Origin of the sequence: Hydrogenophaga sp., from assembly GCF_026125785.1 — a bacterium.
Classification (GTDB): Bacteria; Pseudomonadota; Gammaproteobacteria; order Burkholderiales; family Burkholderiaceae_C; genus Hydrogenophaga.
Map to the genome: position 1 here is coordinate 23,786 of NZ_JAHCKL010000020.1, position 21,858 is coordinate 45,643.

General features: G+C 67.6%; 20 protein-coding genes. 15 read left to right on the forward strand and 5 right to left on the reverse strand.

Features of this window, described 5'->3' with window-relative positions:
• Positions 1-8 precede the first annotated feature (8 nt).
• The gene (locus tag KIT53_RS16100; RefSeq protein ID WP_297754545.1) at positions 9-980 is read right to left on the reverse strand and encodes a tripartite tricarboxylate transporter substrate binding protein; all 972 of its coding nucleotides are present in this window, start codon (positions 978-980) and stop codon (positions 9-11) included.
• Between the two features lie 53 nt (positions 981-1,033).
• Positions 1,034-2,008, reverse strand: coding sequence for a Bug family tripartite tricarboxylate transporter substrate binding protein (locus KIT53_RS16105; RefSeq protein ID WP_297754548.1), 975 nt, complete (start codon positions 2,006-2,008; stop codon positions 1,034-1,036).
• Positions 2,009-2,107: 99 nt separating this feature from the next.
• On the opposite strand from KIT53_RS16105, the gene KIT53_RS16110 reads away from it, so the two are divergent.
• The 3 genes from KIT53_RS16110 to KIT53_RS16120 all read left to right on the forward strand — a co-directional run bounded on the left by KIT53_RS16110 (position 2,108) and on the right by KIT53_RS16120 (position 5,175).
• Positions 2,108-2,614 carry a MarR family transcriptional regulator gene (locus KIT53_RS16110; protein WP_297754551.1) on the forward strand — a complete coding sequence of 169 codons (507 nt, stop codon included), beginning with the start codon at positions 2,108-2,110 and terminating at the stop codon, positions 2,612-2,614.
• Between the two features lie 328 nt (positions 2,615-2,942).
• A complete protein-coding gene (locus KIT53_RS16115) occupies positions 2,943-4,478 on the forward strand; it encodes a BCCT family transporter (RefSeq protein WP_297754554.1) in 1,536 nt (511 codons plus the stop codon).
• Between the two features lie 10 nt (positions 4,479-4,488).
• Entirely contained in the window at positions 4,489-5,175 is a 687-nt protein-coding gene (locus tag KIT53_RS16120) for a MarC family protein (protein WP_297754558.1), read from the forward strand.
• Between the two features lie 10 nt (positions 5,176-5,185).
• Here KIT53_RS16120 and KIT53_RS16125 read toward each other — a convergent pair whose 3' ends face one another.
• The 3 genes from KIT53_RS16125 to KIT53_RS16135 are packed head-to-tail and all read right to left on the reverse strand — an operon-like array spanning position 5,186 to position 6,886.
• The gene (locus KIT53_RS16125) at positions 5,186-5,482 is read right to left on the reverse strand and encodes a GNAT family N-acetyltransferase (RefSeq protein ID WP_297754561.1); all 297 of its coding nucleotides are present in this window, start codon (positions 5,480-5,482) and stop codon (positions 5,186-5,188) included.
• A 45-nt stretch (positions 5,483-5,527) separates the two neighbouring features.
• Positions 5,528-5,842 carry a GNAT family N-acetyltransferase gene (locus KIT53_RS16130; RefSeq protein ID WP_366521931.1) on the reverse strand — a complete coding sequence of 105 codons (315 nt, stop codon included), beginning with the start codon at positions 5,840-5,842 and terminating at the stop codon, positions 5,528-5,530.
• Between the two features lie 18 nt (positions 5,843-5,860).
• A complete protein-coding gene (locus tag KIT53_RS16135) occupies positions 5,861-6,886 on the reverse strand; it encodes an ATP-binding protein (protein ID WP_297754566.1) in 1,026 nt (341 codons plus the stop codon).
• Positions 6,887-7,097: 211 nt separating this feature from the next.
• On the opposite strand from KIT53_RS16135, the gene KIT53_RS16140 reads away from it, so the two are divergent.
• The 12 genes from KIT53_RS16140 (at position 7,098) to KIT53_RS16195 (ending at position 21,842) form a co-directional block, all read left to right on the forward strand.
• A complete protein-coding gene (locus KIT53_RS16140; RefSeq protein ID WP_297754568.1) occupies positions 7,098-7,826 on the forward strand; it encodes a response regulator transcription factor in 729 nt (242 codons plus the stop codon).
• A 191-nt stretch (positions 7,827-8,017) separates the two neighbouring features.
• Entirely contained in the window at positions 8,018-8,491 is a 474-nt protein-coding gene (locus KIT53_RS16145; protein ID WP_297754571.1) for a hypothetical protein, read from the forward strand.
• Positions 8,492-8,585: 94 nt separating this feature from the next.
• On the forward strand, positions 8,586-9,068 hold the full coding sequence (locus tag KIT53_RS16150) for a hypothetical protein (protein WP_297754573.1): 483 nt from the start codon (positions 8,586-8,588) through the stop codon (positions 9,066-9,068).
• 12 nt (positions 9,069-9,080) lie between these two features.
• Positions 9,081-9,776 (forward strand): flagellar basal body L-ring protein FlgH, encoded by a 696-nt coding sequence (locus KIT53_RS16155; RefSeq protein ID WP_297754576.1) that lies wholly within the window; start codon positions 9,081-9,083, stop codon positions 9,774-9,776.
• A 23-nt stretch (positions 9,777-9,799) separates the two neighbouring features.
• Positions 9,800-10,411, forward strand: coding sequence for a chalcone isomerase family protein (locus tag KIT53_RS16160; RefSeq protein ID WP_297754579.1), 612 nt, complete (start codon positions 9,800-9,802; stop codon positions 10,409-10,411).
• 192 nt (positions 10,412-10,603) lie between these two features.
• Positions 10,604-12,088: a TolC family protein gene (locus tag KIT53_RS16165; RefSeq protein WP_297754581.1), complete on the forward strand. Its 1,485-nt coding sequence runs from the start codon at positions 10,604-10,606 to the stop codon at positions 12,086-12,088.
• 3 nt (positions 12,089-12,091) lie between these two features.
• Entirely contained in the window at positions 12,092-12,826 is a 735-nt protein-coding gene (locus KIT53_RS16170) for a hypothetical protein (protein ID WP_297754583.1), read from the forward strand.
• Complete coding sequence (locus tag KIT53_RS16175; protein WP_297754586.1) at positions 12,823-14,145, forward strand: HlyD family type I secretion periplasmic adaptor subunit; 1,323 nt, start codon at positions 12,823-12,825, stop codon at positions 14,143-14,145. The genes KIT53_RS16170 and KIT53_RS16175 overlap by 4 nt, the downstream gene beginning before the upstream one ends.
• A gap of 14 nt (positions 14,146-14,159) precedes the next feature.
• A complete protein-coding gene (locus KIT53_RS16180; RefSeq protein WP_297754589.1) occupies positions 14,160-15,740 on the forward strand; it encodes a hypothetical protein in 1,581 nt (526 codons plus the stop codon).
• 21 nt (positions 15,741-15,761) lie between these two features.
• Positions 15,762-18,245, forward strand: a complete 2,484-nt coding sequence (locus KIT53_RS16185; RefSeq protein ID WP_297754593.1) for a calcium-binding protein — start codon at positions 15,762-15,764, stop codon at positions 18,243-18,245.
• Positions 18,170-20,146: a calcium-binding protein gene (locus KIT53_RS16190; RefSeq protein WP_297754681.1), complete on the forward strand. Its 1,977-nt coding sequence runs from the start codon at positions 18,170-18,172 to the stop codon at positions 20,144-20,146. The genes KIT53_RS16185 and KIT53_RS16190 overlap by 76 nt, the downstream gene beginning before the upstream one ends.
• A complete protein-coding gene (locus tag KIT53_RS16195; protein WP_297754596.1) occupies positions 20,130-21,842 on the forward strand; it encodes an ATP-binding cassette domain-containing protein in 1,713 nt (570 codons plus the stop codon). The genes KIT53_RS16190 and KIT53_RS16195 overlap by 17 nt, the downstream gene beginning before the upstream one ends.
• The last annotated feature ends 16 nt before the right edge of the window (positions 21,843-21,858 follow it).

Below are 21,858 nucleotides of genomic sequence, written 5' to 3' on the forward strand. Positions count from 1 at the left end.
GGGGAACCTCACTCCACTTTCATGCCGGTGGCCTTCACGATCGGGCCATAGCGGTTGTAGAGGGCATCGATGCGCTGGCTCGCTGCCGCGCCGGTCAGGCCTTCGTAGAACAGGTCCAGGTTGTTCATGCGGGTCTGCACGTCGGGCCGCTTGAGCGCATCGACGATGCCTTTCTGCAGCACCTGCACCACGGCATCGGGCGTGGCCGCGGGCACCATCACGAGGTAGAGCACCTCCTGCTCCAGGCTCTTCAGACCGGCCTCGGCCACCGTGGGCAGCTCCGGCGCCAGGCGCGAGCGCTGGCGGCTGGTGACGGCCAGCGCGGTGATCTTGCCGCTCTGCACGTGCGGCAGCATGCCGGGCGTGGCCAGCACGCCACCGTCCACTTCGCCGGAGAGCACCGCCGTCACGGCCGGCGTGTTGCCGCGGTAGGGCACGTGGGTGATCTTGGCCGGCGTGGCTTCCTTGATGACCTCCACCGCCAGGTGGCCGGGGCTGCCGCTGCCCGCCGAACTGAAGTTCAAGCCCTTGGTCTTCGCTGCTTCGATCATCCCAGGCAGGGTCTTGATGCCCGTGCCCGGGTTCACACCGACCAGCAGGCCCGAGGAGGCCATCACCACCACCGGCTTGAAGTCGCTGCGCTTGAACGGCATGTTGCCGTACAGGTAGGGGTTGACGGTGAAGGTGGTGTCGATGCCGAACAGCACCGTGTAGCCATCGGCCGGGGCCTTGGCCACGTCCGCCGCGCCGATGTTGCCCGCCGCACCGGCCTTGTTCTCCACCACGAAGGACTGCTTGAGCGTCTCCTGCAGCACGGCGGCCACCGAGCGCGCCAGCAGGTCCGAAGGGCCGCCGGGCGGGAAGTTGTTGACGAAGCGCACCGGCTTGGAGGGATAGGCATCCTGCGCATGGGCGGCCAGGGGCAGCGCGACCGTCGCGGTGAAGAAGGCCAGGGCGATGCGGAGAGCGGAAAGTTTCATGAGAGATGAGGAGCGTGACAAGAAGGAATGGCGAAAGAGGAATGGCGAAAGGGTCAGGGCTGATAGCCCGACTTCTGCACCACCGGCGCCCACTGCGCGCGGTAGGCCGCCAGAGAGGCCCGCGTCTGCGCAGGCGTGCTGGCCACCGGGGCCATGCGCGCCTCCTGGAATCTGCGCACGGTCTCGGGGTCCTGCATCACCGCACGGATGGCCTGGCCCAACTGCTCCACCCGCGCGGCGGGTGTGCTGGCCGGGGCGAAGAAGGTGTTCCATCCGTCGGCGCTGAGGTCCAGCCCCGCTTCCCGGAACGTGGGAATGGCCGGTGCGAACGGCGAGCGCTTCGCGCTGGACACCGCGAGGATGCGGATCTTGCCGGCCTCGTGCTGCGGCAGCAGCGTGTCGAAGGTGTCGAACGCCACCGGGACCTGACCGCCCATGAGGTCGGTCAGCAGCGGGCCTGAGCCCCGGTAGCCCACCACCTGCGCCTTCACGCCCGCTTTCTCGCCCACCATCAGGCCAAAGAAGTGCGGCAGACTGCCGGTGGCGGGCACGCCAAAATTGGCCTGTTCAGGGTTCGCACGCAGCCAGGCCAGCAGGTGGTTGAGTTCGCGCACGGGCACGCCCGCGCCCACCGCCACGCCGAATTCGTAGGCATTGGCCTGCGAGACCGGCTGGAAGTCTTTCTCCGGGTCGTAGCCCGCGTCCTTGAAGACCAGCGGCGCCACCACCATCACGGCCGGGTTGGCCATCAGCAGCACATTCTGGTTCGGGGCCGCACCGCGCAACTGTTGCGCCGCGAGGCGGCCGCCGGCGCCAGCGCGGTTCTCCACCAACACGGTCGTGCCCCCGAGGCGGGCGCCGAGCTTGTCGGCCACCAGGCGCGCCACGCGGTCGGTGGATCCACCGGGCGCATAGGGCACCACAATGCGAAGCGGCCCTTCTTGCGCCAGTGCGCCCAGAGGCAGGGCGCTCGCCAGCGAGGCGGCGCCGGTGGCGAGCAGCAGTTGTCGGCGGGTGGTGTGCGTCATGGTGCTTGTCTCCGATCGAATCAGGGTTTTCCCGTGGAACCCACCATGCTATGCAGAGACAATCAATTGCAGAAATCAATCATTGCGGGTGTTTTCCCTATGACCGCCTCCGACCGCCTGGCCGAGCCTCGCCACCAGGCCGACCTGCTGCTCTACCGCCTCTACCGCATCCATGTGACGGCTGGCCGCATGGTGGTGCACATGTGCGAGAGCGACTACGGCATCACCCGGCGCGAGTGGCGCCTTCTCTCCTTCCTGGCCGAACGCGAAGGCGCGCTGTCTTCACAACTGGCCGAGCACGCCATGCTGGACCGTGCACGCACCTCGCGCACGCTGACTTCGCTGGCCACCAAGAAGCTGGTCTCGCGCCAGCCTCGGCCGTCCGACCGGCGCGAGGTGCATGTCTTCCTCACCGAGGAGGGGCGCCGTCTGTACGCCGAGATATTTCCGCGTGTGGCGGCACTCAACCGTGAACTCGTCGCCGCCTTCAGCGACAGTGAGCGTGCCGCACTGGACCGCATGGTCGACACACTGCAGGCCGAAGCCGGCCGCATGGTGGCGAACTGGCACGAGGCCCTGCCACCCACCACCGACGGCGGCGACTGACAGGCCGCGCACGAACACCTTTGGGGCCATCGGGTCATGACGCATTGGACCCACGCGCCCATTTCATCCGGGCGATAATCACGGCTTCTCACCGACAGCACGGCTGGCGCGCCCTCGCAGCGCCGGCGGTGCCGGCCCTTGCTGACAGCGCCCCGCCCATGCGGGGACGACCCTGACACATCGGGCCACCGCCGCTGTCGTTCCCCTCACCACCGAACCGGTGCCCCACCGCCTCCCGCGTTGCCTTGTGCGCGCGGGTCCGATCGGTCGTCCTTCAAGACCACAGACCGGCCTCTGGCGACGCACCCCTTTCCTGGAGGAGTCTTCCATGCAGCTCATTGTCTCGGCCGGCATCATCCTGGCCATCGTCCTCTGGGGCGTGCTCGCACCGGCGTCGCTGTCGTCGACGTTCGATGCCGCCCTGGTCACCATCACCCGCGACTTCGGCTGGTTCTACCTCTGGGTGGTGCTCGCGCTGGTCGTCTTCGCCCTTGTCCTGGCCTTCAGCCGCTACGGCGATCTCAAGCTCGGTGGCGAAGACGACGAGCCCGAGTTCTCGGTCGCGTCGTGGTTCTCCATGCTGTTCGCCGCCGGCATGGGCATTGGCCTGGTGTTCTGGGGCGTGGCCGAACCCATCTCCCACTATGGCGCGCCGCCACCCGGCATCGCCGCCAATACGCCCGAGGCCGCCAACGCCGCCATGCGCTACAGCTTCTTCCACTGGGGCCTGCACCCCTGGGCGGTCTACAGCATCGTGGCGCTGGCCATCGCTTTCTTCCAGTTCCGCAAGGGCGGCTCCGCGCTGGTCAGCACCGCCGTGCAGGCCCTGCCCTGGGCCCCGCTGAACCGGCTCGGGCCCGTGGTCAACGTGCTGGCCGTCATCGCCACCGCCTTTGGCGTGGCCGCTTCGCTGGGCATGGGGGCGCTGCAGATCAACAGCGGCCTGGGCGCGCTGCTGGGCCTTCCTGTGAGCGAGACCTCGCAGGTCGGCATCATCCTCGTCACCACCGTGCTGTTCCTCGCGTCCGCCGTCAGCGGTGTTACGCGTGGCATCAAATGGCTCTCCAACATCAACCTGCTGCTCGCGGCCGGACTCGCGCTGGTGGTTTTCGTCTTCGGTCCCACCGTGGCCATCATCGACACCTTCACCACCACGCTGGGCAGCTACGTGAGCGAGTTCGTGCGCATGAGCTTGCGCATGACCCCCTTCCGCGACAGCGGCTGGGTGAGCGGCTGGACCATCTTCTACTGGGCCTGGTGGGTGAGCTGGTCGCCCTTCGTGGGCCTGTTCATCGCGCGTGTCTCGCGCGGCCGCACCGTGCGCGAGTTCGTGCTGGGCACCATGCTGGCGCCCTCGCTGGCCGCCTTCGTCTGGTTCTCCGTGTTCGGCGGCGCCGCGCTCAACCTGGAGATCATGCAAGGCGTTCCCATGGCCGAGGCCGTCGGTGCCGACGTGTCCACCGCACTCTTCGCGCTCTTCGATGCGCTGCCCATGACCGCGCTCATGTCCGGTATCGCCACCATCCTGGTGGTGATGTTCTTCGTCACCTCCGGCGACTCGGCGACCCTGGTGCTGGGCATGATGAGCAGCGGTGGCCACGAAAACCCGCCGACCCGCGTCAAGATCGTCTGGGGTGTGCTGATCTCCGGCATCGCCATCAGCCTGCTGCTGGCGGGCGGCCTCAAAGCCGTTCAGACCGCCACCATCGTGTTCGCCTTGCCTTTCACGGTGGTGATCGTGCTCATGGCCGTGGCCTTGTGGCGCGGTGTGCGCGACGACCATGCCGAGGAGCTTCGCCGCGACCGAGCTCTGCGCCGCCGCGTGCGCGACATGGTGGAACAACAGCCGCCGCGCGCACCCTGACGACCGGACCATGACCGCCGAACTGCTGCTCGCTTTGGGCAAGAGCTTTCTCTTCGCCTTCGCGGCGATTCTGCCCATCCTCAACCCGGCGGCGACCGCTCCCATCTTCCTTGGCCTCACCGAGGGCGCCAGCCGCGGCACGCGCGCGCTGCTGGCGCGGCGCATCGCACGCAACATGTTCGCGCTCATGGCCGGATCCATGCTGGTGGGCAGCTACGTGCTGGACTTCTTCGGCATCTCGCTGCCCATCGTGCGCGTGGGCGGTGGTCTGATCGTGGCGTCCGCCGCCTGGCGCCTGCTCAACACCAACCATGCCACCGAAGACCGGCGCACCGCGCTGGCCGAGGCATTCACACCCGAACATGCGCGGCGCCAGGCGTTCTACCCGCTCACCTTTCCCATCAGCTGCGGGCCGGGGTCCATCGCCGCGGCCATCACCGTGGGCGTGGCCCTGCACGACCAGCGCCTGGCCATCTCCGTGGCCCGCATGGGCGGTGGCATCCTGGCCTTGCTGGCCATCGGCGTGCTGCTCTACCTGGCGTTCCGCTACGCCGAGCGCCTGCTGAAGCCTCTGGGGGAGGCCGGCTCCGTCATTTTTCTGCGCCTGTCCGCCTTCATCCTGCTCTGCCTGGGCGTGCAGATCGTGTGGGACGGCGTGAGCGAGCTGCTGCGCGGCGTGATGGCCTCGCCGGCCTGAAGGCGCCGCGCTAGCGCAGCACGTCCCGTATCGACGCGTCCTTGTCGAACTGTGCCTTGGCGAACGGGCACAGCGCGATCACCTTCGTGCCGGTGGTGCGCGCCCAGGCCACCAGCGCATCCAGCAACTGGCGCCCGACGCCCTGGCCCTTGAGGCTCTCGTCCACCTCCGTGTGGTCGATCACGATGAGCGTGGCATTGGTGCGGCTGTAGGTCATTTCGGCCAATCGCTGACCGCCATCCGGCTGGTAGAAGAAAGCGCCGCGCGAAGCGGCTTCCTCGTGGCCGACGGAAATGGGAGACGTCATGGTGGTTACCTTGCTGGAGCCCTGAAGAGAAAACGGCGGTCTGGCTCAGGCCCGCACGTCGCGCATGTCGGCGTTGCGTTCGAACTGCACCCGCACATAGGAACACTGCGGCACCACCTTGGTCTGCGTGCTGCGCGCCCAGGCCACCAGGGCGTCCTGCAGATGGCGCGCCGCGCCCTGTCCGCGCAGGGAGGGGTCCACCCAGGTGTGATCCGCCACCACCTGGGCAGGCCCTGTGCGCCTGTAGGTCAGTTCGCCAACGCGCCGGCCCTGCGTGCGCAGATGGAAGACGCCGCGGGTGCCGCTTTCCTCGTGTTCGATCGCATAGTCCATGGTGGCATTTGACCACTCCCGCATCATCCCCAGGCGGGCAGGGCCTTAGCGCGGCAGCGTAAGCGTGACCAGCAAGCCTTGCGGATCGCCCTTGTCCAGACGCAGCGTGCCGCCGTGACGCCGGGCGATGTCGCTGGCAATGGCCAGGCCCAGCCCCACGCCGCCGTGCTCGCGGCTGCGCGAGCCTTCCACGCGGTAGAAGGGCTCCATCACCCTGCCCATTTCCGCTGGCGTGAGACCGGGACCCTGGTCCTGGATCAGGATGTCCAGCGCATCGTCCCGGTCCTTGAGCGTGATGTGGGCCTCGGATCCATAGCGGATGGCATTGCCCACCAGGTTGTCCAGGCAGCGGCGCAGCGCGCGTGGCTGGGCCGGCAGTGGCCGCGCGCGGCCCTCCATGCTCACCTTGTGGCCCACCTCGACCTCGTCGTCCACCAGGCTCTGGACCAGGCTGTGCACATCGGTGAGCACCGTCTCCTCCGGCGCCATGCTGCCGCGCAGGTACTCCAGCGTGGCGCCGATCAGCGTGTCCATGTCCGCCACGTCCTTGCGCACACCTTGCGCGAAGGCTTCGTCCGTCACCGACTCCAGCCTCAGCTTCAGTCGCGTGAGCGGTGTCCGAAGGTCGTGTGACACCGCGGCCAGGAAGCGCTCGCGTTCGGCGATCTGCGTGTGGATGCGCTGCTGCATCCGGTTCAGCACCCGTGACGCATCCACGCACTCCTGCAGGCCACCGACTTGTATGGGGGGACGGTCGAGGTTGTCGCCCAGCTCCTGGGCCGATTTCGCCAGTTGGCGTATGGGCTCGGAGAGCCAGCGCGCACCGATCCAGGCCGCGACGATCAGCACCCCGAGACGGATGCCGATGTCGATCCAGAGCCCGGGGCCCGGCATCAGGAAACGCGGCACGCGCCGGGGCATGGGGAATTGCATCAGCTCCGGCGGCAGCGGGCGTGGGGGTGGCCGCAATTCGAACAACAGCGTCAGTGCCAGGAAATGGCTCGCGATCACGGCCACCGCCAGCAGCAGGACCAGCCGGCCGAACAGCGTCTTCGGAAGCCACCGTGTCATCGCGCGCTTTCTGGGGCCTTTGCAGGGATCCGTGGCGAACGGACTGGGTCGGTGTCTTGGGGAAAAGGGTCAGGCTTCATCAGCGTCGGGTGCGGGTTGGCGTCGGAGAGGGCCCCGATTCTTTCCGGTTTCCCGCCTCAACGCGAGCTTTGTGTCTGGGTTGACACAAACTGGATCAAGTGTGTTCACGCGGCCGCCGCAGACTTCCCGCATGAAACCGAAATGCCATGTCCTGATCGTGGACGACGACGACGATATTGCGCGCCTGCTCGCGCGCTTCCTGATGTCCTACGACTTCGTTGCGCACGTGGCCGCCCACGGCGCGGAAATGCGGGCCATCATGGAGAAAGAGCCGGTGGACGTCATCATCATGGATGTCATGCTGCCCGAGACCAGTGGCATCGTTCTCACCAGAGAGCTGCGCCAGCACTCGCGTCTGCCCATCATCATGTTGTCGGCACGAGCGGATCACTTCGACCGTATCGTCGGCCTGGAGTGCGGCGCGGACGACTATGTCATCAAGCCCTTCGAGCCGCGCGAACTGGTTGCCCGCATCCAGGCGGTGCTGCGCCGGACCGCCGTCGCGCCACCTGTGTCCACGCCGGTGGACGCGCACATCGTTCATTTCGACGGCTGGCGCTTCGATCCCGAAGGGCACGTGCTCATGGCACCCGGCGGCATGCATGTGGCGCTCTCCAAGGCCGAGTTCCAGTTGCTGGGCACCCTCCTGAAACACCCTCGCCGCTTGTTGAGCCGCCATCAGCTGCGTCTGGCGCTCAGCGGCCACGCGGCCGGGCAGGGCGAACGCAGCATCGACCTGCTTGTCTCCCGCCTGCGGCAGAAGCTGGCGCATGCCGACGACTACGCCGACATGATCAAGACCATACGGGGGCGCGGCTACATGCTCGACGTCACCCCCGTGCGTGGCGGTCTTCCCTGAGTCTGCGGTCAATGTTTCCGGCACGCATCGCGGACAAGTCGCTTTCTTGTCTTTGCATCTGTTGTGTGTCTGCAGATTGCCGCCATCTTTTCCGGTGATGGAACTGCGCGCGACGCGCGGCGGTATTGAGCGTTTTGCGCCGCGCGGCGCCACCTAGCATGAAGACGTCCCTCAACACACAGGAGTTCGTCATGATTGATCTAGGTTCCGCCGGCTCGTACCTCGTGAGCTCGGGCATGCAGCAGCTCGGCGCGGCCGCCGGTGGCAAGGAGGCTGTCTCCAAGGCCGCCTGCACCGCGCTGACCAGCGCCACTGGCGCGGCCGCTGTTCCCGCCAGCGCCATCTGCTCTTTCAGTGCCGAAGGTCTTGGTCTGCTCGGCGAAGCGGTCGAGGCTGGCTACGGTGCGGTGAGCGGCGCACTGAACGACGCCGGCGAATGGATAGGCGATGCCGTGGGCAACGCCTCCAGCGGCGTTGCCTCGCTCTACGAGGAAGTGGCCGATCTGGCCGAAAGCGGCGTGGATGCCGTCACCGATGCCATGTCCTCCGTCGGCGACGCGGTCTCCTCCACCGCCAGCGGCATCGGTACCGCCGTCGGCCGTGTGGCCAGCTACGGCGCGCTGGCAGCGGCAGCGGCTGGCAAGCTGCTCAATGAGGTGGCCTGACATGGGACGGTGGTTCACTCAGGCATGCCTGCTCGCGCCCGTCGGTCTCGCTTTGCAGGGTTGCTCCGTTATCAGTCCCGCGCCACTGTGGGAGTTGGCCAAGCTCACCGGTGGCATGGTCACTGCTTCGCTGCAGTCCGAGCCTGGCGTGGCCAGCCATACGGTGCTCACTCCTGCCGTAGCAGCGCCTTGGCCCGTGCCTGACGTCTGCATTGAACTCGACGCCAGGACCCAGGTTCCCGACGTGCTGCCCGCGCTGCAGCGTGCACTGCTCACCCACGGCATGGCCAGCCGCGTCTACGACAGTCCGGTCACCGGCGCGCACTGCCAGGTCTGGCTGCGCTACAGCACGCAGATGCAATGGGGCCGGCGCTGGCCGGCGGACGAGCAACGTCCCTACCTGAGCCATGCCGCACTGACCCTGCAACGCGCTCAAGGCGAGGTGCTGGCCACCAGCCAGTACGACATCACGGACACCGTGCGCAGCAAGTGGGCGACAACCTACGACAAGCTCGCCGCCACCGTGGCCGCCCTGGTCGGCGGCATGCCACCCCGAACCACCACCGCCCTGCTCTGACCGGAGACCGCCATGCGCACATCTTTTGCCACCCTGCCTTCGCGGCTCGGTGCCTTGCTCGTCCTGTTGCTCGCCGGCTGTGCCGGTGCACCACAGAAAGTGGTGGACGGCCCCACCTTCGTGCCGCCCGTGGCGCGCCCCGCCAACGTGGAGCGCGTGCCCAACGGCTCGCTCTTCAACGCGCAGGCCGGGTCACTGTTCTCCGGCCGCCGCAAGCCAGGTGCCATCGGCGACACCCTCAAGGTTGACATTTCGGAAAGTCTCAGTGCCACCAGCACCGCCAAGACCGATATCAACCGGGACACTTCGCTCAAGTCCAAGGGGCCGGGAACCACCAGCACCGGCGCCATCTTCCGTGACCTGCTCAACCAGGACATCGCCGCCTCCGGAAGCTCCTCGTTCAAGGGGAACGGCGCCACATCGAACGACAGCAGTTTCAACGGCCAGATCGCCGCCTCCGTCATCAACGTGCTGGCCAACGGCAACCTCGTGGTGGCCGGCGAGCGCACCGTCGCGCTCAATGGCAACGCCAGCACGCTGCGATTCTCCGGTGTGGTCGACCCCCGCGATATCAAGGACGGCAACGTCGTGCGCTCCGGCGACGTCGTCAACGCCCGCATGGAAGTCGTGGGTCAGGGCGACATGGCGGATGGCACCTCGCGGAACTGGCTGCAGCGGCTTTTCAACAACACGCTGTCCATCTGGTGACGCAACCCAGGGAGCACCACCTCATGCCACGTACGATCAGAACAATGGCCGCGCTGGGCGCGCTGTCTCTCGCCGGTGTATCCGCCATGGCCGACATCGAACCCGTGAGCTTCACGGTGGATGCGTCATCCGTGCAGGTGGCCGGCCACAACCTCAAGCTCAATGGCGCAGGCGTGAGTTCGCGCCTGATGTTCAAGATCTATGCGATGGGCCTGTACCTGCCGGACCGCCGCAACACCGTGCAGGACATCCTTCGCCAGGACGAACCCCGACGGCTGGTGATCCGGCTGTTGCGCGACGTCGATGGGTCCAGCTTCAACGCCATGATGGGAGACTACGCCAGAACCGACGGCGCGGCCCTGCCTCCTCACGTCATCCAGAACCTGGCGCAGCTCGCGCAACTCCTGGGCGCGCGGCCGCAGGGCCTGCGCAACGGCGACGTCCTGACCTTTGACTGGGTGCCCGGTACCGGCACTGTGGTCGGCATCAACAACCGCGCCGTCCTGGAGCCCGTGAGAGGCGCCGACTTCTACCACGCCTTGCTCAACATCTGGTTGGGCGACAAACCCGCGGACCCCGGCCTGAAAACCCAGTTGCTGGGCAGGGACATGGGATTCGCGCGCGCCAGCCACTGAGCCGATTCACACCGGCCGAGTGGGGTTGCCTGGTGCTCGCCGGAGCGGTCGATTCCCGGCCTCTCGTCATCTGTTTCGCCATCGTTCTCCTTGGTTCCAAGTTCCGTTTGCCCAGCGCGGTCGCCGGAACAATGGCTCACAGGCAGACGCACGGAGTGATCTCTTCCAGGCGTGCTGCCACAGGAGAAATTCATGCGCACGGAACAGGCTCGGCGAAACAGAAGGTTGGGGCAGATGGTGATGCTGGCGTGGCTGCTGACGGCAGCCATGGCCGCGTCGGCGCAGGCAGTCCAGGGAGACGCAGGGGCTGCGGGGGCTGGTTTCGCCCTCAAGCAGTTGTGGGCCATCAGCGATACCACGGATGGCAGTGTGGCCCTGCGGCCCGGCAACCCGGCCATCGACGCGGCGGACGGCTCCACCCCGGTGGAGGCCATGCGGTTCTCGGAGGCGCAGGAGTGGGCCCGTCAGAAGAGCTACGTGCTCGGCGCATCCCAGTCCAAGTCGCAGGTCGCCTACGAGCTCTCCAGGGCCGCCCTGTCCGGCTTGCTGCCGTCGGTCGAGATCCGCGTGGGGGCCGGCCACGAGACCTCGACCCCTTCCTCACGGTTGGACACCTTGACCGGGCAGCCGCTGCCCACCAGCTCCCAAAGCCGTGGCGAGGCCTACGCCGTGCTGAGCCAGCCCCTGTTCGACCTGGCGGCCGTGGCGGAGCTTCGCCGTGCCCGTTCTGCGCACCGAGCCTCTCTGGCCGACGAAGTCGGTGTGCGTGGTGACCTGGGCTACGAACTCACGGCGTCGTACTTTGGCGCCATCGAAGCTTCGTTGGCGCTCAAGCTCACCCAGAACCAGCTGGATCGCCTGAACCGCCTCTGGAACTGGGTCTCCTCCCGGGCCGACGCAGGCGGTGCCAGTGTGGCCGACCGCGAGCGCATTCGCGCGCGCATGCTGTCCGCACAGGCTTCCGTGGAGGACGCCACCGCGCAGTTGACGCAGGCGGGCCTGTCGCTGCGCCGGTTGACGGGCGTCGCGCCGCACGCCGTCGTTCTCCCCGACGCGGAAGACGCACCGGGCATCGCCTCGCTGGAGGATGCGCTCACCCTGGTGTCCTCGGGCAACGCCGCGGTGGTGACCGCGATGGCCAATGAAGAGACTGCCCGTGAAGAGCGCCGGGCCCAACTCGCGCGGTTCTCCCCCACCGTCAAGTTCGAGCTGTCGAACTCAAAGTCGAAGAACTCGGGCGGCATCATGGGCTGGAAGGAAGACAAGCGCGCCATGGTGATCCTCTCCATGCCCTTGTTCTCGGGCGGCGGGGACTACTTCCGCCAGCGCGCCGCGCTGGCCAGGCAGGAGCAGTACGCGTTCGAGCGGCAGGAGGCTGAGCGCAGCGCGCGGCATGGCCTGGAGGTCGCGTTCAACGGGTTGACGCTGGCCAGGCAAAAGATCGACTCTCTGCGCCACCAGGCACAGGCACAGGCCCGCGTCGTCCAGGCATTTGACGCGCAGCTGAATGCCGCCAGCCGCAACCTGCTGGACGTCTTCGACGCGTACCAGCAATACCACCAGTCCCAGATGGACCTGCTGAGGACCTGTGTCCAGGCCATCCTGCTGAACCACCAGGTTCTGCGCCTCACCGGGCAATGGCGCGTGGCCGAGGCCGGGACCGACACCAAGGAGTGACACATGGCAGCCGCAAGCACGTCTAGAGAACAAAACTTCTGGCCCGGTTTTGTCGACGCCCTCACCAACGTGGTGTTGGTGATGGTTCTCGTGGTCGTCATCTTTGCCATCTCCATGCTCACCGGGACGATGAAGCTGGCCAGACTCCAGATCAAGACGCAGGTGGAGGCGCAGGTCGAGAACCACATCCGGACGGCGGACGCCCGCGTGCAAGAGGCGGAAGCACGCCTGCAGGCGACCGACGAGCGCCTGTCCAAGTCCTTGGCGGAGGTCGATTCGGAGCGGCGGCGCGCGGAAAAGCTTGAGCAGCAGCTCAAGCAATTGACGGTATCGCTGCGAACACCGCCGGCTCAAGCGGTGCGGGCCGGGGGGCAGCCCGCCACGCCGCGGCGGTCGCCGGCCGAGTTGCCGCCGGTGACCATCTCGGGTGCCTCGCCGTCCATTCTGGTGAGCTACGCGGCCGGCGTGACCACTCTGGAGAAAAAGCTGCTGGAGGCTTTCGATGGCGCCGTGGCCGGCTACGAAGGGGCCGGAGCCTGGCAGGTGAGGATGCAGGCGCGCATGGCCGAGGATTCGCCCAGCGAGGCGCGGCGCCTGGCCTTCTACCGGCTCGCGGTCCTGCGCGATCACCTCGTTGCCCGGGGCGTCGATCCTGCCCGCATCGAGACGGTGATCCTCGACAACCCGAGCACCATGGGCCGCAGCCAGGTGTCGGTGGAACTGAGGAAGCTGCCGTGAACACCTTCACATCGCCGGCTTCGCGCGAGCGCTCCGCGCAACGCGAGCAGCGCATCGCGGCGGCATTGCACGAACTGCGCGCGCCTCGGCGGTGGATTCTTTGTCTCGCCCTGATTGTGCTGCTGGCGGTGACCTGGACGGCCTACGCTCCCTTGAGCATGATCGTGCGGGCCGAAGGTCGGGTGATGCCCTCCACACGCAACCAGGTTGTGCAGCACCTGGAAGGTGGCGTGGTGCTTTCCATCAACGTGGCCGAGGGCGATGTGGTCCGGCAGGGCGACCTGCTGGCGCGTGTGAGCGACGTGCAGGCGAACTCGCAGATGGGCGAGCGGCGCGTGCGCGAGGAAGCCCTGCGGGCCAAGGTGGCCCGGCTCAGCGCCGAGGCCACGGGAGCCGGCACGCTGAACACGGTGGGGACCGGCGGCACGGCCGTCGCGCGGGCCGAGCACGACGCCTTCGTGGCCAGGCGGTTGCGCATCGAGCAGGACCTGCGCGTCGCCGGTGAACAGATCGCGCAGAAGCGCGCCGAGCTGGCCGAACTGGGTTCGCGGAGGACGCACCTGCTGGCCGAGCTGGACCTGGCCCAGCGGCAGTTGCAGATCGCGGCGGACATGGTGCAGCGCGAGGCCGCCTCCAAGCTGGAGCACCTGGATGCCCAGGCCAAGGTGCAACGCCTGCGCACCATGATCGCCGACGTGGACGCGTCCTCGCCCCGCGTGCGCGCCGCCATCGCCGAGATCGAAGGCCGCGCGCGCGAGATCGAGTCGCGGTTTCGTGCCGATGCCCGGACGGAGCTGACCGCCGCGCAGACCGACCTGCAGCGCGTGGCCGAAGAGCTCAAGGCCAGCAGCGACCGCGTCGAGCGGACGGAACTGCGTGCGCCCGTGGCCGGCGTCGTGAACCGGATCAATGTGACGACCGTGGGCGGCGTGATCCGCCCCGGCGAGGCGGTGGTGGAGATCACCCCGGCGGACGAGAAGATCCTCGTGGAGGCCAAGGTCCGGCCCGCCGACCGCGCCGAGCTGCACCCGGGGCAACCTGTTCACGTCCGCCTGTCCGCCTACGACTACGCGTCCTTCGGGGTCGCCGAAGGGCGCCTGACCGAAGTCAGCCCCGACACCATGCCGGACGAACGCGGCGACCGCTTCTACCGCATCCGGGTCGCGCTCGATGGCGAACGCCATCCGTTCGCGGGCCGTCCCATCGTCCCCGGCATGGTGGCCACCGCCGAGGTCGTCGTCGGCCGGCGGACTGTGCTGGCCTATCTGCTGTCCCCCCTCAACCGCATTTCGCGTGCCGCTTTGAGTGAACCCCTCTGAAGGAGAAGATGATCATGAGAACGCCCAAGACGATCTACAGAAAGTACCTGTTGCTTGTCGCGCTTCCGCTGCTGGTCACGGCGGGCGGCGCGCTGAGCTTCCACACGTTTGTTCTTCACGCCATCCGGACCAACGTGGTGCTCAACGGCATCATCCTGGCGACGGCGGCCATCGGTGCGGCACTGATGCTGCATCGCATCTGGTCGGTTCGGCGGGAGTGGCGGCTCTTCGAGAGCTTCGCCGCCAATGACGGGGACGAGCGTTACCTGGAGAGCCACGCGAATGCGACCCGCCTGCTGGGCCACCTGGCGTCGGCCCGAACGCGGCGCCGCGTCACGGCGGTCGAGCAGACGCAGATCCAGGAAGAGCTGGAGGACGTGCGCCGCGTGCTCGAGAGCCGCCAGGAGGTCGCGCAATACGTCGTCGGCCTCATGATCGCGCTGGGGCTGCTGGGGACCTTCATCGGCCTGCTCGAAACCCTGGTGGCGGTCGGCGACCTCATCGGCGGGTTCGCCAACGCCGGGCAGATCACCGACCTGGACGGCGCTCTGACGAAGCTCGTGGGCAACCTGCAGTACCCGCTCAGCGCGATGGGCATGGCCTTCAGTGCGTCCATGTTCGGCCTGCTGGGGTCGCTCACCCTGGGCTTGATGATGCTTTCCGTCCGGGCCTTCCAGACCGACTTCCTGCAGTCCGCGCGCAGTGTGGTCGACCAGGTCACCGCGGGCCTGCTGGTGGCGCCGGCCGCCGCAGCCACGCCTGGGGCCGATCCGGAGATCCACGCGCTGTGGGACCACCGCATGGCCGAACTGCAGGACTCGCAACAGGCCATCAACGACCACCTGCAGGAGCTTGCCGCGCAGTCGCGCGCCAACGAGGATCGGCAGCGCGTCCTGGGAACCACCATGGAGCGCGTCCTTCTGCTGCTCGAAGACGGCGAGCGCCGGTCGACCGACGCCGCCGCGCACCTGGCCGCGTTGCCCGGCCTGTTCAGCGCCGTGGAACAGGCCGGTCGCACCGTGAGCCTCTGGATGGAGACCATGTCGCAGAAGAACCGGCTGGCCGAGGTGCAGCGCCAGGCGTTCGCCAAGGACCTGGTGGAGAACATGATTGGTTTCTCCGCGCGGATCGACCGCAGCCTGCAGGACGAAGCTCGCGCCTCCCGTGTGGCGCTTGAAGAGTTGATCGACCAGCGCCTTGCTTCCCAGCAGAAAGACAGCGAGCGTGCGCAGGACGACCAGCGTTCCGCGGTGGCCCAGCGTGACCTGCAACAGCAGATGCTGGCCGCGTTCTCCGAGACCAGTCTTTCGATGTCCTCGGTGATCAAGGACCTCCGGGAGTCCGCCGATCGCCACTCCCAGGCCGTGCGCGACCTCATGCAGACGGTGGCGAAGTCGGCCGAGGACGAGCGCGTGAGGGGCGAGCGTGTGCTCGCGACCCTCTCTTCCATGGGCATCGGTGATGCCGAGACGAAGCTGGTGCGGGAGGTCGTTCGCGCCACCGAGCGCCTCGAACGTGAAGTCAGGGTGGGCATCTCCGCCGTCCTGGCGACCCAGCGCGAGGTTCTCCGCGACACGCAAGCCGATCCGGCGTAACAAACCCAACGGTGGTTGATCATGGCCCATCCTGCAGTTTCCGTAGTCAATCGCCAAGGCGGTCAGTTCAAGCTCGCCATCGGCCGTGAGGACGTGGGGAAGGTGTCCGTGTCGGACATCGATCTGGTCTTCGTTCTCAAGAACGGTGAACGGGTGGTGCTCCTGGGCGGTGCGCTCGACGCCATGTCGGGCCAGCCGCCGGAGATCGTGTTCGCCGACGGCAGTGTGGTGTCTGCCAACCTGCTTCTGCGCCAGGTCCCTGAGTTTTCCGCGTCGGTCTCCACACCCGACTCGCCCCTGACCACGCCGCAGTCCAGCCAGTCGCCGCAGGAGTCGCCGGGCGAGCAGGGTGCGACGACGCCCCAGGTCGATCCGGCCGCCGCACCAACCGATGCGGACGCCGCGACCGCCCAGTTGCCCGTGGCGTCGCAGCAGGACGTGGTGGCCCAGTCGCTGCAGGCGGTGGAAAAACAGGTCAGCCGTGCGGAGGCCATTTCACCTCCCTCCATCGCCGAAACCGCGCAACCCGCACAGATCTCCGCGCCGCCCGAACGGCCCGGCAGCATTCCCGTGGCCATTGGCTTCATGGGAGGGTCCGAGTTCCGGAGCCTGGCGTTGACCAACGTCACGGGCCAGCGCCAGGAGGGCGCTGCCCTCTATGGTGCCGGCGGCGATGCGATTTCCGCCACCGACGCCAGCGCCCGGGTGCAGGCGGCGGCCGAGCATCTCCAGGGCACGGCTGGAAACGACGTGCTGTACGGTGACGACCCGACCCGTCTGGGCGCCGGGTTCGCCAAGATGATGACGCTCACGGTGGGCAATTCCAAGAGCGTCAACAGCTACACCATCACGGGCATGCCCGACGATTTCTCCTTTGAGGGCGGCACGCGCGATGCCAGCGGCGTCTGGCACATGGAGGTGCCCGCCACGGTGACCACGGAGAACTTCGAGGGCACCTACGCGATCACGAACAAGCTGCTCTACCCCACCACGCTGGCCATGGACGAATCCGGGCTCGCCCAGTCGTTCATCCTGTCCATCGACCTTGTCGTGACAGGCTACAAGGGCGATTCGATCCACTACACCCGCACGGTCACCGTGATGGTCAAGGACGTGAACACGGCGAACGACCTGCTGATCAACTCGCCGGACACCCACTTCACCCTGGTGCTGCCCGCGCGCGGTCTCTCCAACGTCATCGAGGGAGGGGATGGCAACGACACCCTGTATGGCGCCATGGCCCACGACACGCTGGACGGCGGCGCAGGCGCGGACGTCATGGCCGGCGGTGCCGGCAACGACACGTATGTGGTCGATGACATCGGCGACACCGTGATCGAACGGGTCGGCGAAGGAACGGACCTGGTGTTGTCCTCGGTGAGCTTCAGCCTGTCCGACAACGTCGAGAACCTGACGCTGACGGGCGCCGCTTCTGGCTTGCACGCGGTGGGCAACGCGCAGGCCAACGTGCTGCGGGCCAACGACGCCGGTAGCCGTCTGGAGGGCGGCGCCGAAAACGACAGCCTCTACGGCGGTGCGGGCGCGGACACGCTGGACGGGGGAACCGGCGAGGACCTCATGGTCGGCGGCCGGGGCGACGACGTCTATGTGGTCGATGACCCGGGTGATGTGGTGCTGGAGTTGCCAGGCGAGGGCACCGACACGGTCATGACCGGGCTCAGCTACACCCTCACACAGGACAGCAATGTCGAAAACCTCATCCTGACGGGCAGCAACAACGTCAACGGCACGGGCAACGACGACATCAATGTCCTGATAGGCAACGACGGCGCGAACCTGTTGTCGGGCGGCGCAGGCGTTGACACCTTGTCGGGTGGTGGCGGCAACGACACGCTGGACGGGGGCACCGGTGCCGATGCCATGGCCGGTGGCAGCGGCGACGACACCTACGTCGTCGACAACGTGGGTGATACCGTGACAGAGAGCGCAGGAGAAGGCACCGACCTCGTGCTGGCCTCCGTGAGCCACGCGCTGTCGGCCAATGTGGAAAACCTCACCCTCACCGGCAGCACCGCCGGCCTCACGGCCACTGGCAACGGCCTGGCCAACGTGCTCATCGCCAACAACGCCGGCAGCCTGCTGGCGGGAGCGGACGGCAACGACACGGGCACCATCTACGTCTTCAATGCCGGTGACGGTGCGGACAGCATCACCGACGCCGACGCCACCACAGGCAGTCAAGGGCGTTTTCAACGGCAGCGCGGTGATCACCGCCAACGCCGTCGAAACCGTGGCCTTTGCTGCCGAAGGTGTGAACTGGACGTTCGCGGACCTGATGGGCAAGCTGGTGCAGAGCGGCACGACTGGCAACGACACCATGGCTGGCCTGAGCGGCTAACAACGACACCTTGCGCCTGGGTACGGGCCTTACGGTCGCCAAGACCGAGGTCAGCCGTGCGGGCAACGACATGGTGCTCAAGTGGACCGGCAACACCACCGACTCAATCACGGTCAAGGGTGTGTTCAACGGCAGCACGGTGGTGACCGCCAACGCCGTGGAAACCGTGGTCTTCGCCGAAGGCGTGAACTGGAAGTTCGCAGACCTGATAGCCCGGCTCGTGCAAAGCGGCACGACCGGCAACGACACCATGACCGGTCTCAGCGGCTACGCCAATACGCTCAAAGGTTTGGCGGGCAACGACACGCTGACCGGCAGCACCCTCGCCGACACGCTGGAAGGTGGGGCCAGCAACGACGCCCTCAACGGCGGAGCGGGCAACGACATCTGGGGGTTCATCGGCACCGGAAACGCGCTGAACAATGTGCTGATCGCCAACGGCGTGGGGAGCGTTCTGCGCGGCGATCTGGGTAACGACACGCTGCTGGGCGGTGCGGGCAACGACACGCTGGATGGCGGGAGCGGCAGCGACTCCATGGCAGGCGGCCAGGGCGACGATACCTACTACGTGGACAACGTAGGAGACGTGATCGTCGAAGCGGCCGGCTTCGGCACCGATCTGGTCTACAGCACCGTCTCCCACACCCTGTCGGCCAACGTCGAGAACCTCACGTTGATTGCCACACTGGCCGGCATGGTTGCCACAGGCAACGCGCTGGACAACGTGCTCACCGCGAGCAACATCGCCGGCAGCCTGCGCGGCATGGACGGCAACGACACGCTGATCGGCGGCAATGGCAACGACACGCTCGATGGCGGCACCGGCAACGACCTCATGACCGGCGGCGCGGGTGACGATACCTACTACGTCGACGCGGCTGGCGACGTCGTCGTCGAAGCGCCCGGCGAGGGCACCGACACCGTGGTGGCCACCATCACCTACGTGCTCGCCGCCGGCAACAACGTCGAGAACCTCACCCTGGGCGGTTCGTCCGCCATCAACGGCACCGGCAACGAACTGAACAACCTCATCCTGGGCAACAGCGCCGCCAACACGTTGACCGGCGGCGACGGCAACGACACGCTCGATGGCGGTGCCGGCGCGGACGTGCTCATCGGCGGCCAGGGTGACGATGTGTATGTCGTCGACAACGTGCTCGACGTGGTGACCGAGAACGCAGCGGAAGGCACGGACCTGGTGCGTTCCTCCGTGTCCTACACCCTGTCGTCCCACGTCGAGAACCTCACGCTCACCGGTGCCACGGCGGCATTGGTCGCCACCGGCAACACGCTGGACAACGTGCTCACCGCCAACAACGCCGGCAGCAGCCTCAAAGGCATGGACGGCAACGACACCCTCAACGGCGGCACGGGCAACGACACGCTGGACGGCGGCACCGGCGCCGACGTCATGGCCGGCGGCGCGGGCGACGACACCTACTACGTCGACAACGCCCTCGACGTGGTCAGCGAGGCTGCTGGAGCAGGCACCGACCTCGTCTACACGTCCATCGATTACACGCTGGCCGCCAACGTCGAGAACGCCACCGTCGCGTCCAACGCTGCGGCCCGCACGCTCACCGGCAATGCGCTGGACAACGTGCTCACCGCCAGCACCTTTGCCGATACGCTGCTTGGCGCCAGCGGCAACGACATCATGGTCTTCAACAAGGACAACTACCTCGGCGCGCGCGCCGACGGCGGCGACGGCACCGACACCCTGCGCATCACCGGCCTGGTGGCCAACACCGTGCTCAACCTCAACAGCCTCACAGGCCGCGTGACCAACACCGAGACGATCGACGTCAAGGACTCGGTCAGCGAATTCCTCTCCGTGGGCTCCGCCGCCATCCAGAGCATCGTGGGGCAGGGCGACAGCTCCGTCCTCACGCTGCGGCTGGACGCCAACGACCGCATCGTGATCCAGGCCGGCGAACACTACGCCGTGAACGCCGGCAGCTCGGGCGTGGTCTATGCCTTCTACAACTCGGACCCCACGCTGGGCGACGCCACGCAGATAGCCCAGCTCAATGTCACCACAGCCTGAACCCGCCGACCCCGTGCAGCCGCGCTACCTCCGGCTGGTCCGTGCGCTCGGGCCGCATGTGGTGGAGATCTGTCTGAGCAGCCTGCTGATCAACGGGTGCGGCCTGCTCATGCCCGTCTTCTCGATGCTCGTGTACGACAAGGTCGTCGGCAACGGCAACAACGAGACCCTGTGGGCACTCGCCACGGGCATGCTGCTGGTGCTGCTGCTCGAGTTCTGCCTGCGTCTCATTCGGGGCTACTCCGTGGAGCGGCTCGCCGCGATCGCCGACATCCGCATGGACGCCCGCATGTTCGACCGCCTGCTCGAGGCCAACCCCGCGCGGACCGCTGGCGCGGGCGTGCTGATGTCCCGCTACCGGGACAGCACCGGCGCGCGCGACGCCCTGTTCTCGCAGTACGCCGTGCTGGCCGCCGATCTGCCCTTCCTGCTGCTCTTCCTCGGTGCGCTGGCCTTCATGGGCGGCCCTCTTGTTCTGGTGGCCGTGGTCAGCGCCGTGCCGCTCCTCGCCGGGCAGTGGCTGCTGTACCGGCCCCAGCGCGACTACGGCGTGCTCGGCCAGACCGCCACCGCCGGCAAGACCGGTTTGCTCGCCATGCTCGTCGGGGGCCTGCCCTATTTCCAGACCACGCCCTTGCGCCACACCCTGGCCGACCGCTGGGAGACCCAGGCCTCCGAAGCCGCCCTGCTGCGCGGGCGCCAGCGCTACTGGCAGACACTGGCCCAGTCCTGGGCGGGCCTGTGCATAGGGCTGGCGTCTGTCGCCCTGCTCGTGGCCGGGGTCTACCGCATCGAAGCCGGCGCGATGAGCGTGGGCGCCCTCATCGCGTGCTCCCTGGTCCAGTTGCGCGCCATGGTGCAGATCTCCTCTGTGGCGGCCCTGACTACCTGCTGGCGCGACCTCTCCCGCACGCAGGCCGAACTGGACGCCGCCGCGCAACCCGAAAAGGCCCCGGCAGACCCGCCGCCCGTCCAGGGGATCACCCTGCCCGCCACCGACGCACTGGAAATCACCGTGCAGCACCTCGCGTGCCACGACGACGCCGGCGCAGCCGTTCTGGACGACCTCAGCCTCCTGGTCCAGCGCGGCGAGCGCGTGGCCGTGGTGGGCCGCCCCGGCTCCGGCAAATCCACCTTGCTGCGCTGCATGGCCGGCGTGCAGACCCCCGACGCCGGCATGGTCCTGGTGGAAGGCACGCGCATCGGCGCCGTGCCGGCGGATGCACGCGCCCAGTGGCTGGCCTACAAGCCGCAGGATCCGGTGCTCATCGGCCCCGCGCTGCAGGACGATCTCCCCGCCGAAAACGGCGAGCACGCCGCTGCCGCGGTGTCCGCGCTGGAGCTCACCGGCCTGCTCGACGCACTGCGCAGCGGCGAGTTGCGGCGCGACCAGGCCGTGACGGCCGGTGGCTATGGCCTCTCGGGAGGGCAGCGGCAGATGATCGCGCTCGCCCGCGCACTGGCCTCGCCCGCCGCCGTCGTCCTGCTGGACGAACCCACCGTCGGCGTCGACGCACAGACCGAACAGCGGCTGGCCGAAGCCGTGAAACGCCTGACCCAGGGCAAGACCGTCGTCATGGCCACCCACAGCACGGCCTTGCTGGGTTTTGTCGACCGCATCGTGGTACTGGAAAGAGGGCGGATCGTCGCCGCCGGCCCGCGCGACCAGATCCTCAAGCCGCCCGCTCAACCCTGAGGCCGCACGCGTGGCA